Source organism: Janthinobacterium sp. RA13 (assembly GCF_000745325.1).
GTDB classification, from domain to species: domain Bacteria; phylum Pseudomonadota; class Gammaproteobacteria; order Burkholderiales; family Burkholderiaceae_D; genus Janthinobacterium; species Janthinobacterium rivuli.
Genome location: NZ_JQNP01000001.1, coordinates 2,231,167 through 2,245,738 on the forward strand (window position 1 = coordinate 2,231,167; position 14,572 = coordinate 2,245,738).

Sequence of the window (14,572 nt, forward strand, 5' to 3'; positions counted from 1 at the left end):
CGACTCCCTTACTGTGCCTGCGGCGCATGCCAGCCGCCGCCCAGCGACTGAATCAGGGCCACGGCCGTCGTCTGGCGGTCCGCCTGCGCCTGCACCAGCGAACGGCGCGCCGACAGGGCCGTCACTTGCGCCGTCACCACGTCCGTATAGCCGACCTGGCCCGCGTTGTAGCGGTTCAGCATCTGCTGCTCGACCTGGTCGGCGGCGGACGACGCCTGCTGGCGCAAGGCCAGTTGTTCGGCCAGCGCGCGCGTGGCCGACAACTGGTCTTCCACGGCGCCAAAGGCACTCAATACCGTCTGGCGGTAGCGCGCCACGGCCGCTTCATGCCCCGCCTTGGCCGCATCCACGCTGGCAGTGGTGGCGCCCGCGTTGAACAGGGTTTGCGCGGCCGACACGCCCAAGGACCACAGGCTCGACGATGCATTGAACAGGTCGCCCACACGGCTGGCGCCGGAACCGTACGATCCCGTCAGGTTCAGGCTCGGGTAATAGGCCGAGCGGGCGATGCCGATCTGCTCGTTGGCCACCGCCACGCGGCGTTCGGCGGCCGCGATGTCGGGACGGCGCTGCAGCAGGGTCGACGGCACGCCCAGCGGCACCTCGGGCACGGTCAGGGTCCACGGCGCCACGGCCAGGCTGAAGTCGGACGGCGCGCGGCCCAAAAGTATCGCGATCGCGTGTTCGAGCTGCTGGCGCGCACGGATCTGGCTGGACAAATCGATCTGCGCATTGGCCAGCTGCGTCTGCGCCTGCAGCAGGTCGGACTTGGCGGCGATGCCGGAGTTGAAGCGGTTGCCGGTGATCTCGAGCACGCGCTTGTAGCCGTCTATCGTGGCAGTGAGCAGCGCGATCTGCGCATCGCTCTGGCGCAGCGAAAAGTAATTGGTGGCCAGTTCGCCCTGCGCCGACAGGCGCGCTGCGGCCAGATCCGCCGCGCTGGCGCTGGCACTGGCGTCCGCCCCCGTCACGCCGGCGCGCAGCTTGCCCCACACGTCCGGTTCCCACGAGGCGCCGATGGCCGCCTTGAAATTGTTGTTCGTCTGCTGCTCGCCTCCGCCGCCGGAGCGGGCGCCGCTGCCCGTCAGGTTCACCGTCGGGAACAGCGAGGCGCGCTGTTCGCGCACCAGCGCGCGCGCCTGCTCGTACGAGGCGATGGCGGCGGCCACGTTCTGGTTCGATATGTCGATGCCTTCGGCCAGCTGGTTCAGCTGCGCGTCGCCGAACAGGGTCCACCACGGCCCCCGTTCCAGGGTATCGGCCGGCACGGCGGGCTGCCAGCCGGCCGCCTCCTTGAACGTTTGCGGCGCGGCGGCCGTCGGCGTCTCATACGCGGGGCTGACGGCGCAGCCGGCCAGCAGCAGGAAAGCGGTGGCAGCGGCCAGCGCCAGCAGGTGGCGTGCGGGGAAGGCGGATGGAATAGGTTTTACTTGCTTCATGATTGTGTGCTCGGGTTATCTGGCCCAGGAATGCGGCTCAATTGCTGCTCGTCGGCGCTGCGCGTGCGCAGCTTGTCGAGCAGGATGTAGACCACCGGGGTGGTCAGCAATGTGAGTAACTGGCTGGCAATCAGGCCGCCGATGATGGCGACCCCCAAGGGCTGGCGTAGCTCCGACCCCTCGCCGAAACCGATCGCCAGCGGCAAGGCGCCAAGCGCCGCCGCCAGGGTGGTCATCAGAATGGGGCGGAAACGCAGCAAACAAGCCTCGCGCACCGCCTCCACCGCAGTCAAGCCGCGCGAACGCTCGGCCTCCAGCGCGAAGTCGATGATCAATATAGCATTTTTCTTGACGATACCGATCAACAGGAACACGCCGATCAGGGCGATGATGGAAAACTCCATGCGGAACAGCAGCAAAGCCAGCACGGCGCCCACCCCTGCCGACGGCAAAGTCGACAGCACGGTGACCGGGTGGATCAGGCTTTCGTACAGGATGCCCAGCACGATGTAGATCACCACGATGGCCGCCAGGATCAACAGCGGCTGCTCCTTGTTGCTGTCCTGCGCACTCTTCGCCGAACCCTGGAAGCTGCCGCGCACGTTGACGGGCATGCCGATTTCCGACTCCGCCTGGGCCACGGCCGCCTGCCCGTCGCTGAGCGGATAGCCGTCGGCCAGGTTGAACGACACGGTGGTCGCCAGTTCGCCGCCCTGGTGGTTGATCGACGTGGCCGTCGAGCTTTCCGCGAAGGTGCTGAACGACGACAGCGGCACCATGGTCGTCAGGGTCGTGGACAGGGCCGAGCCGCTGGACGGATCGCGCGCCGCCGTCGTATTCGGCGTCGTCGCGGCAACGCTGGTGCTGGCCGTGGTGGCGCTGGTGGCCGTCGTGCTGGCGGCCACGGCGGCCGCATTCGACGCCGGCACGTACACGGAGCGCAGCGCTTCCGGGCTTTGCGCATAGCGCGGCGCCACTTCCATGATCACGTGGTACTGGTTCAGCTCATCGTAGATGGTCGCCACCTGGCGCTGGCCGAAGCTGTTGTACAGCGCATTGTCGATATCCTTGACTTGTACGCCCAGCTGCGTGGCGCGGTCCTTGTCGATGCTGACAAAGGTTTCCACGCCGTTTTCCGCCTGGTCCGTATCGACGTCGATCAGGGCCGGCTGCAGCTTCATCTGGTCGGCCAGTTTCGCCGCCCATTTCTTCAGGTCCGCCTGGTTGTCGCTGATCAGGGTGTACTGGTAGGTCGAATTACTGGAGCGCCCGCCCATGCGCAAATCCTGCACGGGGTTGAGGAACAGCGAAATGCCCGTCACCTTGGCCAGTTGCGGGCGCAGGCGCGCGATCACGGCCTGCCCCTTGTCCGTGCGCTGCGACGCGGGTTTCAAGTCGATGAACATGAAGCCGCCCCCCGCCCTGCCGCCGCCCGTAAACCCGACGACGGTGGCGACGGCAGGATCATCCTTGATGATGTCGACCAGCTGGCGCAATTTACCCTGCATGGCCTGGAACGAGATGCTCTGGTCGGCGCGCATGCCGCCGTTGATCTGCCCCGTATCCTGCTGCGGGAAGAAGCCCTTGGGCGCGGCGGCGAACAAATACACGTTCAAGCCGACGACGAACACGAGGATGGTCATCACCAGCGCGGCGCTGGACAAGGCCCAGTCCAGGCAGTGTTCATACACTTTCAGCATGCGCTCGAAGCCCCGTTCGAACCAGCGCGCGACAAGACCTGGCGGCTTGTGCTGCTCGCCGCTTTTCAGCAGCCAGGCGCACATCATCGGCGTGGTGGTCAGCGAAATGACCAGCGAAATCATCACGGCCGCCGACAGGGTCACGGCAAATTCGCGGAACAGCCGCCCCACCTGGCCGCCCATGAACAGCAGCGGGATGAAGACGGCCACCAGCGACAGGCTGATCGACAGCACCGTAAAGCCCACTTCGCGCGCGCCCAGCAGGGCCGCCTTGAAACGGTCCATGCCCGCCTCGATGTGTCGCTGCGTGTTTTCCAGCACCACGATGGCGTCGTCGACGACAAAGCCCGTGGCCACCGTGAGCGCCATCAGCGACAGGTTGTTCAGGGAAAAGCCCAGCACGTACATGACGCCAAAGGTGCCCAACAGCGAGACGATGGTGGCGACAGCCGGGATGATGGTGGCGCGCACGCTGCGCAAAAAGGCGCTGACCACCAGCACGACCAGCACGATGGACAGGATCAGGGTGAACTCGATTTCATGCAGCGAGGAGCGGATGGAATTGGTGCTGTCAGACGCCACTTGCAGCTTGATGTCGCCCGGCAGCTGCGCCTGCAGTTGCGGCAGCAGCGCGCGCACGCCGTCCACCGTGGCGATGACGTTGGCGCCGGGCTGGCGCGTGATCAGCACGATGACGGCCGGGTCACCATTGAACAGGCCCAGGGTATTGTTGTTCTCCACGCCGTCGACCACCTCGGCCACGTCGTCGAGGCGGATGGCGGCGCCGTCGCGCCAGGCCACCACCAGGCTGCGGTAATCGGCGGCGCTGCGCCCGCCCGAAGCGGTGGTCGCACCCGAATAGATTTGCAGGCTGCGCTCATCGCCGGAAATCGCCCCTTTCGGGCGGTTGGCGTTGCTGGCCTGGATGGCCGCGCGCACGTCTTCCATCGACACGCTGTAGTGATTGAGCTGATATGGCAGCAGTTCCACGCGCACGGCCGGCAGCGAACCGCCGCCCAGTTCCACGTCGCCCACACCCTTCACTTGTGCCACCTTCTGCTGCACCAGGTTCGACACGGCGTCGTAGATCTGCCCCGGCGTGCGCGTTTTCGACGTCAGCGCCAGGATGATCACGGGCGCGTCGGATGGATTGGCCTTGCGGTAAGTGGGGTTGCTGCGCAAGGTGGCCGGCAAGTCCACGCGCGCGGCAGCAATCGCCGCCTGCACTTCGCGCGCGGCCGAATCGATCTTGCGGTTCAAGTCGAACTGCAGGTTGATGCGCGCCGAGCCCGTGCCCGACGACGACGTCATCTCGTTCACGCCCGAGATGACGCCCAGGCGCCGTTCCAGCGGCGTGGCCACCGAGGTGGCCATGGTCGCGGGGCTGGCGCCGGGCAAGCTGGCGCTGACGGAAATGGTCGGATAATCGACCTGCGGCAGCGGCGAGACGGGCAGCACGAAGAAGGCGCCAACACCGGCCAGCGCAATGCCGATGGTCAGCAGCACGGTGGCGATGGGACGCTTGACGAACGGTTCGGACAGGTTCACGCGGTGCTCCCCGCATTATCGGCCGGCTTGTCCAGCTTGACACCCCGCGTTCTGGAGGCGAAGCGCTGGCCCAGGCGGTCGAAGCCCAGGTAGATGACGGGCGTGGTAAACAGGGTCAGCACCTGGCTGACGATCAGGCCGCCGAAGATGGCCAGGCCCAGCGGACGTCGCAGCTCGGCGCCCTCGCCCCAGCCCAGCATCAGCGGCACGGCCGCGAACAGGGCCGCCAGGGTCGTCATCAGGATGGGACGAAAGCGCAGCAGCGCCGCCTGGTGGATGGCTTCCTGCGGGCTCTTGCCTTCATCGCGTTCGGCCTCGATGGCGAAGTCGATCATCATGATGGCGTTCTTCTTGACGATGCCGATCAGGAGGATGATGCCGATGATGCCGATCACGCCCAAGTCCTGCCCCGAGATCATCAGCGCCAGCAAGGCGCCCACGCCGGCCGACGGCAGCGTCGACAAAATCGTCAGCGGGTGGATGTAGCTTTCGTACAGCACGCCCAGCACGATGTAGACGCAAACGACGGCGGCGAGAATCAGCCACAGCTGGTTCGACAACGAATTTTCATACGCGCCGGCCGCGCCGAGGAAGGTCAGGGTCACCGACGGCGGCAAGGCGATGTCTTTCGCCGCCTGGCGGATGGCGTCGACGGCGCTGCCCAGCGCCACGCCCTGCGTCGTATCGAAGCCCAGGGTGGTGGCCGGATACTGCGCCACGTGCGTGATTTGCAGCGGCGCCTGTTTTTCGCTGACGCTGGCAAAGGCGGACAGCGGCGTCGACTTGCCGGAACCCGTGCGCACCTGCAGATCCGACAGGTCGGTCGGCGTGGTGACGATGCCCGGCTGCGCTTCGAGGATGACGCGGTACTGGTTGGTTTCCGTGAAAATCGTCGAGATGATGCGCTGGCCGAAGGCGTTGTACAGCGCGTCGTCGACGGTTGCCGTGGTGACGGACATGCGCGCGGCGCTGTCGCGGTCAATCGCCACGGTGACGGCGGCGCCCGTGGCACCCGCATCCGTGACGACATTGCGCAGCTGCGATTTTTCGCGCATGCGCGCGGCCAGCTTGCCGGCCCACTCGGTGACGGTGGCCGTGTCGGCCCCTTCGAGCGAGACGCGGTACTGCGTCGGACCCGATTCCGCATCGATGGTGAGATCCTGCGTCGGCTGCAGATACAGGGTCACGCCGGCCACCTTGGCCACGCGGTTGCGCAGGCGCTCCATGACCTCGTCCTGGCTGCCGCTGCGCGGGCGCTTCAGGTTGATCAGCATGCTGCCCGTGTGCAGCATGGTGTTGTTGGCCGCATCGACGCCGACGAGGGAACTCAGGGTATCGACGGCCGGGTCTTCCAGCAGCGCGCTGGCGGCGGCCTGCTGCAAGGTGGCCATGCGCTCGTACGAGACGGCTTGCGAGGTTTCGATGCGCACCTTCAGCTGCCCCGTGTCCTGCGTGGGGAACAGCCCTTTCGGAATCGTGATGTACAAAATCACCGTCAGCAGCAAGGTGGCCAGGGCGACGAGCAGGGTCAATCCCTGGCGTTTCAATACCCACACCAGCGCATGGTCGTACTGCACGATGACGCGGTCGAGGAAGGCCTGGATGCGCTGGCCCGTGGCGCTGACCTTTTCATCGGCGTGGCTTTTCAGCCAGCGCGCCGACATCATCGGCACCAAGGTCAAGGACACCACGGCGGAAATCAGAATCGTGATGGCCAGGGTCATGGCAAATTCGCGGAACAAGCGGCCCACCACGTCGCCCATGAACAGCAGGGGAATCAGCACGGCGATCAATGACACCGTCAGCGAGATGATGGTAAAGCCGATCTGCGAGGCGCCTTTCAGGGCGGCGGCCATCGGCGTTTCGCCCTCCTCGATGTAGCGGGCGATGTTTTCGATCATGACGATGGCGTCATCGACGACAAAGCCCGTGGCGATCGTCAAGGCCATCAAGGAGAGGTTGTTCAGGCTGTAGCCGAGCAGATACATGACGCCGCAGGCGCCGATCAGCGAGATCGGCACGGACAGGCTGGCGATCACGGTGGCGCGCATGCTGTGCAAAAAGGCGAAGATCACCAGCACCACCAGCAGCACGGACAACAGCAGTTCCAGTTCCACGTGTTCGACCGAGGCGCGGATGCCCGTCGTGCGGTCGCTCAGCACGTCGAGCTTCATGGCCGGCGGCAGGCTGGCCTGCAGGTCGGGCAGCAGGGTCTTGATGGCGTCGACCGTCTTGATGACGTTGGCGCCGGGCTGGCGCTGCACGTTCAGGATGATGGCCGGCTGTTTGCCCGACCAGGCGCCCAGGCGCGTGTTTTCCGCGCTGTCGACGACGTTGGCCACGTCGGACAGGCGCACAGGCGCGCCGTTTTTATAGGTGATGATCAGGCGCTTGTAGTCTTCCGCCGTGACCAGCTGGTCGTTGGCGTTGATGGTGAACGAACGCGTGGGGCCGTCGAAACTGCCCTTGGCGCTGTTGACGTTGGCCGCCGCGATGGCCGTGCGCAGGCTGTCGAGGCCCAGGCCGTACGAGGCCAGCAATTTGGTGTCGCCCTGAATGCGCACGGCCGGACGCTGGCCGCCCGACAGCGAGACGAGGCCCACGCCATTGACCTGGCTGATTTTCAGCGCCAGACGCGTGTTGACGATGTTTTGCACCTGCGTCAGCGGCATCGTGTCCGACGTGATGGCCAGGGTCAGCACGGGCGCGTCGGCCGGGTTGATCTTCGCGTACACGGGCGGCGCCGGCAAGTCGGTCGGCAGCAGGGAGCCACCCGCGTTGATGGCCGCCTGCACTTCCTGCTCGGCCACGTCCAGGGTCTGGCCCAGGGTGAACTGCAGGGTGATGAGGGAGACGCCGGCCGCGCTGGTGGAACTCATGCGCTGCAAACCCGACATCTGCCCGAACTGGCGTTCCAGCGGCGCCGTGACGGTCTGCCCCATGACTTCCGGGCTGGCACCCGGGTACAGGGTCTGCACCTGGATGGTGGGGAAATCCACCTGCGGCAAGGCGGCCAGCGGCAGGAACTTGAAGCCGACCAGCCCCGCCAGCACGATGGCCAGCATCAGCAGCGCCGTGGCGACGGGGCGCTGGATGAATGGCGTCGATGGACTCATTGCGCTGCGCCCTTCGCTGGCGCCGCAGCTGGCGCACTGGCCGGTGCCGATGCGGCCGGCGCGCTGGCCGCGCCCTCAGCGTGCTGGCGGCGGTGGCGGCGTTCGCCACCTGCGGCGCCACCGGCGCCGCCCATGGCCGGCTTGTCGCCCGCCAAGGTGACTTTCGCGCCTTCCTTCAGGCGGTCGGCGCCTTCCGTGATGACTTGCTCTCCCGCTTCCAGGCCGGCGCGGATTTCCACCATGTCGGTGGTGGCCTGGCCGCGCGTGACCATGCGCACGGTGACGGTTTTATCCGCTTTCAGCACGTAGACGAAGTCGCCGTTGTTACTGTGGCGCAGGGCCGTCACGGGTACCAGCACGGCGCCCGTGATGTTGCCCAGCTCCAGGCGCACGTTGACGAACTGGCTGGGGAACAGCGCCATCTTGTCATTCGTGTAGCGGGCCTTGGCGCGCACGGTGCCCGTCTGCACGTCGACCTGGTTGTCCAGCGCGCTCAAGCCGCCCTTGTCCAGCGTATGCGTGCGCGTGCGGTCCAGCGCCAGCGCCGCCAGGGCCGAACCCGCGTTCAGGCGCTCCTGGATGGTTTGCACTTTATCCTGCGGCACGGAGAATTCCACGTCGATGGGCGAGAGTTGCGTCACCACCACCACGCCGCCCGTGTCGCTGGTGCTCACCAGGTTGCCGATGTCGACCACTTTCAGGCCCGCGCGCCCGCTGATCGGCGAGACCACCTTGGTGTAGCCCAGATTGAGTTTGGCCGTGCCTTCGGCGGCGCGGTCCGTCATCACCGTGCCTTCCAGCTGTTTCACCAGGGCGGCCTGCGTGTCGACATCCTGGCGCGCGATGGAATCCTGGCCCAGCAAAGTCTGATAGCGTTTCAGGGTCAGGCGCGCGTTTTCCAGCTGCGCTTCATCGCGCTGGCGCTGGCCCGTGGCCTGCATCAGCGCCATCTCGAACTGGGCCGGGTCGATCTGCGCCACCACCTGGCCCGCCTTGACCATGCCGCCTTCCTTGAATTTCAGTTCCTTCAAAATACCCGACACTTGCGGGCGCACCGTCACCGTGGACGCCGCCGTCACGGTACCCAGCGCATCGAGCACCACGGGCAGGTCGGACTTGACGGCCGTGGCCACGCCGACGGTGGTCGAAGGGCCGCCGCGGCGCCCGCCGGGGCCACCGGGCCCTCCAGGGCCACCGGCGCCAGGCTGCGCGCTGACGCCCGAGTGGGTCAGGTACCAGGCACCGCCCCCCAGCGCAGCCATCACGGCCAGCGCGATGACCGTGCTGACGATTTTCGAACGGCGGCTGCGCCGCGGGGTGTTGGGTGTAATCTGCGAATCCATCGCTTATCCTTGTCTAGGCCGCTGGCACGGCGAGTCTGTGGCGCCGGCCGAGGTGGGACACACTCAGGCCGGACGACCATTTTTCGGGGTTGTTTCGGTAAAAAGCCGGGGGAGTCAAGAGCTGAAAATCAGCTGAAAAAACATCGCTCCCTAGCGTCAAACGACTCTAGCATAGTCATGTAACTGTTTCATTTCTACTTGAAACAATTACACACAGCCAGGCAGACATGGGAGGATCGGGCGGGCCGGCAGGTGGGCCGCCACTGTGGGGGAACGGTGGAAAAATCAGGCTTGGCGGGCGTCGCACCCCGGCGCCAGCGGCGCGCGGGCGACTCGCATGCAGATACAAACTCGCTACAAATCTCCCGCCAGCCGGCTTGATTTACCTGGCTTGACAGCAGGGGCCGGCTTCAGACGCCCTGCTGTCAACGCCGGCCCCGCCATCAGAACTGGTATTTGACGGAGGCGACCATCGTCCGTTCATTGCCAGGATAGTAGCCGTTATAGGCGCGCGAGGCTGCGTACTTGCGGTCGGCCAGGTTGCTCGCAGACAGTGCAAGGCGCCATGGGCCGGTCGTGTAATGCAGCGTGGCGTCGAGCAGCCCGACACCGCCTTCGGCCGAAGTATTGCCCGCGTCGTTCCAGCGCCTGCCGATATAGCGCACGCCGCCGCCGACACCGAAGCCGCTGTGCATGGTGTAGTCGAGCCACACGGATGCCGATTGCTTCGGCACCTGGATCGGCATCTTTCCGGATTCACCCTGGTCGGCGCTCTCCAGCACTTGCATGTCCAGCACGGTATACGCGGCGGTCAGATTCAGGCTGCGGGCCAGCTCGGCCTTTGCCTCCAGTTCCAGGCCGCGCGAACGCACGAGACCGATCTGACGCTGAACGAAGGTGGCCTGATCGGTGGTGAGCACGTTCGATTTGCGCAAGTCGAAGATGGCGGCGGTAAACGAGGTGCGCGCACTTTGCGGCTGGTATTTGATGCCGGCCTCGACCTGCTTGCCGCGCGTCGGCTGCAGGGGCGTGCTGTTGCTGTCGACGCCGCTGGTCGGCATGAAGGACGTGGCATAGCTGATATACGGCGCCCAGCCGTTGCCGACCAGGTAGCTCAAGCCCCGCGGCCGCTGAATTGATTGTCGGTCTGATCCTGGCGCGAGTTCCCGATGCGGTCGGTGGTCGCCGATTTCGCCCTATCCTGGCGGCCGCTGAGCGTGAACACCCAGCGCTCGTCGAGCTTGATCTGGTCTTGCGCGTAAAGGCCAAGCTGCTCGGTGATTTGCGTGCTGCTGCGATCCAGCACCGACGGCTCTTGCACCGGCACGACATTGACGGGGTTGCGCAGGTCGAGGCTGGGGGCCGGCCCCGAGAAATCCTCGCCGGCGATGCGGATGCGGGTCGCGTCGATACCGAACAGCAGCGTGTGCTCGACGCTTCCCGCACGCATGCGCCCTTGCAATTGCGCATCCGAGCTCCACTGGTTATACCGCTCAAAAAAGGAGCGCGCGCTGCGCGTCAGCGTGTAATTGTCCGGCAACAACGCGTCGCGCAGGATGCGCTTGTCGGTGCGGGCATGGAAGTAGCGCAGATTGTGGCGCAGCGTCCAGTTGTCGTTCAGATGGTGTTCGAACAGGTAAGCGAACGATGTCTGGCGATTCCGGATACGGCTGTAATCGGGGTCGCCGCGGACGATGCCTGTGTTACGGCCGGCGTTGTCCATCACATAAAAAATGTCGTCGCTGGCCTTGTTGTCGAGATACTCGCCAAGCAAGGTGAGCGACGTGGCGGCCGAGGGCTGCCAGCGCAGCGAGGGAGCCAGATAGGTGCGCTTGCTGGCGAACGGCGTGCCGTCGCCATAGCGCATCTGCGAGTGGCTGTCCAGACCCAGGCCGACCAGGCGGTAGCTCAGCGTGTCGCTGGCCGTCCCGCCCAGGTCGACTGCCAGCCGCTTGCGCTGGAAGGTGCCGTATTGCACCTCGACTTCGCGCACGGGCGTGTCGCCGGGCATCTTGCTCACGCGATTGATTATACCGCCCGCATCCCCCTGGCCGAACAGCACGGAAGCCGGTCCGCGCAGCACGTCGACACGCTCGACGCCGTAGGATTCGGTGACCGAATAGGCGGGCAGGACAAGGCCGTCGCGGTAGCCGGCGATGCCCGATGTGGCGTCGAAGCCGCGCATCAGTATCCATTCGATGCCGCGCGGGTCGAAGCCCCAGTTGTTGACGGTCACACCGGGCGTGTAGCGCACGGCTTCCATGATGTCCTGGGCGCCACGCGCGTCCATTTCCTCGCGTCCGATGACCGATACCGACTGCGGCACCTCGAGCAGCGGCGTATCGGTCTTTGTGCCTGTCGCGCTGCGGCGCGCCACATAGCCCGGCACCGGACCGGTGGCCGTTTCCGGCTGTTCGCCCCGCACCGTGATTTCCGGCAGCGTACTGGCGGGCTCAGGAGGCTCAGGCGCGCGGACGCCCTGCGCCGATGCCGCAAAACTCAGGAATGCGGCGGCAGTCCCGAAGGCCGCCATGAGCGCGCTGTGGAGCGGACGTTGCCGCGGCAAGGAAATAGCATGCATGAAGAAAGGTCTCTCAAGGATTGATTGGTAATGTGCCAAGCAGCCAAATGATAATAATTCTTATTTACATTGACTGCAACAATTCGAGAGATTTTTGTTACTGAAAAGTAACCTCAAGGCGATGCCACCCTGGCTTTCTTCTTGGAAACTTCGTGTAAAAGTACTGAAATACGTCCGCGCCGCCAGCCATAGAAAGTAACAAGCAGGCATAAAAAGAAACCAATGGTGGATGAACTTGCCGCCAGGCGTGCGCGTGCAGCGCCTTACCTCGATGACGGCTCGATCGCAGCGCAGCCCTACAGCGTCATGCCGAGGATGACATCCTGGTAGTCAGTGCGGCCCACGCGGAAGGTGCGCCGGCCCAGCTGCGCAAAGCCGCAGCGCGCATAGAACGCCAGCGCATCGTGGTTTTCCGCGTACACGCCCAGCAGCACCCTCCCCGCTCCGGCGGCGCGCGCTTGGCTCAGCGCCGCCTGCATCAGGCGCTGGCCCACGCGCTGGCCCTGGAAGCGGTGCAGCAGGTAGATGCGCTTGATTTCCAGGTCGTTCGGCCGCGGGTCTGCCACCGGCAGGCTGGCGGGGCTGAGCACCAGATAGCCGACGGGTGCGCCGCCCGGCGTGGCCTCGGCCAGCCAGAGCCGCATGGCCGGCAGCGCCAGCCAGTCGCGGTACAGCTGCACGTCGTGCTGGCGCTGGCAATGGGCGATGATGTCGGCGCCATCGAGGATGCCGGCAAACGCCTCGAGAAAAGTGGCCTGCCCCACCAGCGCCAGCGCTGCTTCATCGCCCTTGGCGCAAGGGCGGATGGTGATCGCGTTGTCAGTGTGTGTATTCATATCGCTTGGCATAGTCTGCTCCTCAAGGAAAACAAGCCGGGCGAAGCCGGCTTGAGGTCATATCACTACTGCGATTACTTGCTGCCCAAAGGCACCTCGCACAGGCAATGCGTGAGGGCCATGAACGGTTTGTGCTCGCGCGTGATGCCCGACAGCCAGGAGAGGTCCTGCGCCATGCCCAGCGCCGCGTCGGCCGGCAAGCCGGTCGTGGCCAGGCCCAGCTTCACGTGTTCGCCCAGGCCCAGCGAGGCCATGGCCTTGGAGCCGAACATGCCGATCAAGCGGTCCACATTCGACGTTTCCTGCTCCAGGTACGTCACGCGGTAGTCGGCGCCAAGGTTGGCGCGCTTGGCGGCCGAGGCCAGCGCATCGCCATAGCTGCCGATGCGGTCGACCAGGTTGCGCTCTTTCGCCTGCAAGCCCGTCCAGACGCGGCCCTGCGCCACTTCATTGATCTTTTCCGGCGTCGTCTTGCGCGCCTTCGCGGCCAGCTTCAGGAAGTCGCCATACACGTGGTTGATCGAGCCCTGGATCACTTGCGCAAAGCGGGGGTCGAGCGGACGCAATGGGTTGCCCGCGTCGGCCAGCCAGGTGGTCGGCGAGCCGGCCGTGTGGATGCCCAGCTTTTCCACCACCTTGTCGGCCGTCGGCAAAATCGCGAACACGCCGATGGATCCGGTGATGGTGGCCGCGTCGGCGATGACTTCATCGGACGAGGTGCTGATCCAGTAGCCGCCCGAAGCGGCGACATTGCCCATCGAGACGACCACCGGTTTGCCGGCGGCGCGCGTCAGTTCCAGTTCGCGGCGGATCAGTTCCGAGCCGAAGGCGCTGCCGCCCGGCGAATCGACGCGCAGCACGATGGCCTTGATCGATTTGTCTTCGCGTGCCTGGCGGATCAGGCGCGAGGTGGACAGGCCGCCGATGGAACCCGGTGCCGCGATGCCATCGCCGATTTCGCCCGAGGCGATGACCACGCCGACGGCGTCGCCGATGTGCACGGGACGCAAACGCGCCAGGTAATCGGTGTAGTTCACCTGGCGGAAATTCGTGCCTTCCGTGTTCTTCGCGCCGCGCGCCATCATGAACTGGCGCAGTTCGTCGCGCGTTTTCAGGCCGTCGACCAGTTTGGCGTCCAGCGACAGCTTGCCCAGGTCGCCGCCGGCGGCCGTCATCAGCGCGGGCAGCGCATCGATCGATTGCATGATGGCGCCGGCCGGCAGCTTGCGCGATTTTTCCACGTCGGTCGTGTAGGTGGTCCACAGGCCGTTGTTCAGGTAGCGGTCCGCTTCGGCCGCCGCTTCGGACGGGCCGTTGGCGATGAAAGGCTCGGCCGCGCTTTTATACGTGCCCACTTTCAGCAGGTTGACCGTCACGCCCACTTTATCGAGCGCGTCGCGGTAGTAATTGCGGTAGCGGCCAAAGCCTTCCAGCATGACGCCGCCCATCGGGTGCAGGAATACCTCGTCGGCCTTGGCCGCCACCAGGTACTGGCGCTGGTTATAGCTCGAACCCCAGGCCGTGACTTTCTTGCCCGTGGCGCGGAAGCGTTCCACGCCGGCCGCCACTTCGCGCAGCGAAGCGAGGCCGCCGCCCTGCAATTCGTCGAGCAGGATCACCATGGAGCCGATGTTCTTGTCCTTGGCCGCCGTGTCGAGCACCGCCAGCACGTCGCGCAGCTGCACGTTTTTCTTGACTTCGCCGCTCACGTTGGCCAGCACGGCCTCGCGCACGCCGCCCGGGGTTTCCTCGACCAGCGGGCCTTGCAAGTCCAGCACCAGGGTGGTCTTTTCCGCCAGGGGCTTGGCGCCGCCGCCGAAAATGGCGATCAGGATGGCGATGACGATCAGCAGGAAAAGCAGATTGATGACCGCGCGGCGGGTGGCGTCCAGCGCGCGCCAGAATGCGCCAAAACCGCGGCGTAGCGGCGGGAAGGGGTTGAGTGACATTGATGCTCCGTGAGGTTATATACCTAAAGGAAATCAATATAGCTGAAAATGGCCCTGATC

Annotated in this window: 6 protein-coding genes and 1 pseudogene; all 7 read right to left on the bottom strand. The window is 65.4% G+C overall.

The features are described 5' to 3' along the window. Window positions 1-8: 8 nt before the first annotated feature. The 7 genes and pseudogenes from FG13_RS09760 to sppA all read right to left on the bottom strand — a co-directional run bounded on the left by FG13_RS09760 (window position 9) and on the right by sppA (window position 14,512). Window positions 9-1,439 carry an efflux transporter outer membrane subunit gene (locus FG13_RS09760; RefSeq protein ID WP_035820434.1) on the bottom strand — a complete coding sequence of 477 codons (1,431 nt, stop codon included), beginning with the start codon at window positions 1,437-1,439 and terminating at the stop codon, window positions 9-11. Continuing rightward, entirely contained in the window at window positions 1,436-4,687 is a 3,252-nt protein-coding gene (locus FG13_RS09765) for an efflux RND transporter permease subunit (RefSeq protein ID WP_035820436.1), read from the bottom strand. Before FG13_RS09765 ends, FG13_RS09760 begins: the two co-directional genes overlap by 4 nt. Beyond that, window positions 4,684-7,803 (bottom strand): efflux RND transporter permease subunit, encoded by a 3,120-nt coding sequence (locus FG13_RS09770; RefSeq protein ID WP_035820438.1) that lies wholly within the window; start codon window positions 7,801-7,803, stop codon window positions 4,684-4,686. Before FG13_RS09770 ends, FG13_RS09765 begins: the two co-directional genes overlap by 4 nt. Next, window positions 7,800-9,146, bottom strand: coding sequence for an efflux RND transporter periplasmic adaptor subunit (locus FG13_RS09775; protein ID WP_035820440.1), 1,347 nt, complete (start codon window positions 9,144-9,146; stop codon window positions 7,800-7,802). Before FG13_RS09775 ends, FG13_RS09770 begins: the two co-directional genes overlap by 4 nt. Before the next feature lie 443 nt (window positions 9,147-9,589). Then, window positions 9,590-11,727, bottom strand: a pseudogene (locus tag FG13_RS09780) (TonB-dependent siderophore receptor). Window positions 11,728-12,023: 296 nt separating this feature from the next. After that, window positions 12,024-12,563 (bottom strand): GNAT family N-acetyltransferase, encoded by a 540-nt coding sequence (locus FG13_RS09785; protein WP_035827810.1) that lies wholly within the window; start codon window positions 12,561-12,563, stop codon window positions 12,024-12,026. 74 nt (window positions 12,564-12,637) lie between these two features. After that, window positions 12,638-14,512, bottom strand: a complete 1,875-nt coding sequence (sppA, locus tag FG13_RS09790) for a signal peptide peptidase SppA (protein ID WP_035820443.1) — start codon at window positions 14,510-14,512, stop codon at window positions 12,638-12,640. Window positions 14,513-14,572: the final 60 nt, after the last annotated feature.

What these genes read in the sequence shown, in the direction of transcription:
- sppA (WP_035820443.1), bottom strand. Translation starts at nt 14,512, where the DNA reads ATGTCACTCAACCCCTTCCCGCCGCTACGCCGCGGTTTTGGCGCATTC.
- FG13_RS09760 (WP_035820434.1), bottom strand. Translation starts at nt 1,439, where the DNA reads ATGAAGCAAGTAAAACCTATTCCATCCGCCTTCCCCGCACGCCACCTG.
- FG13_RS09785 (WP_035827810.1), bottom strand. Translation starts at nt 12,563, where the DNA reads ATGAATACACACACTGACAACGCGATCACCATCCGCCCTTGCGCCAAG.
- FG13_RS09770 (WP_035820438.1), bottom strand. Translation starts at nt 7,803, where the DNA reads ATGAGTCCATCGACGCCATTCATCCAGCGCCCCGTCGCCACGGCGCTG.
- FG13_RS09775 (WP_035820440.1), bottom strand. Translation starts at nt 9,146, where the DNA reads ATGGATTCGCAGATTACACCCAACACCCCGCGGCGCAGCCGCCGTTCG.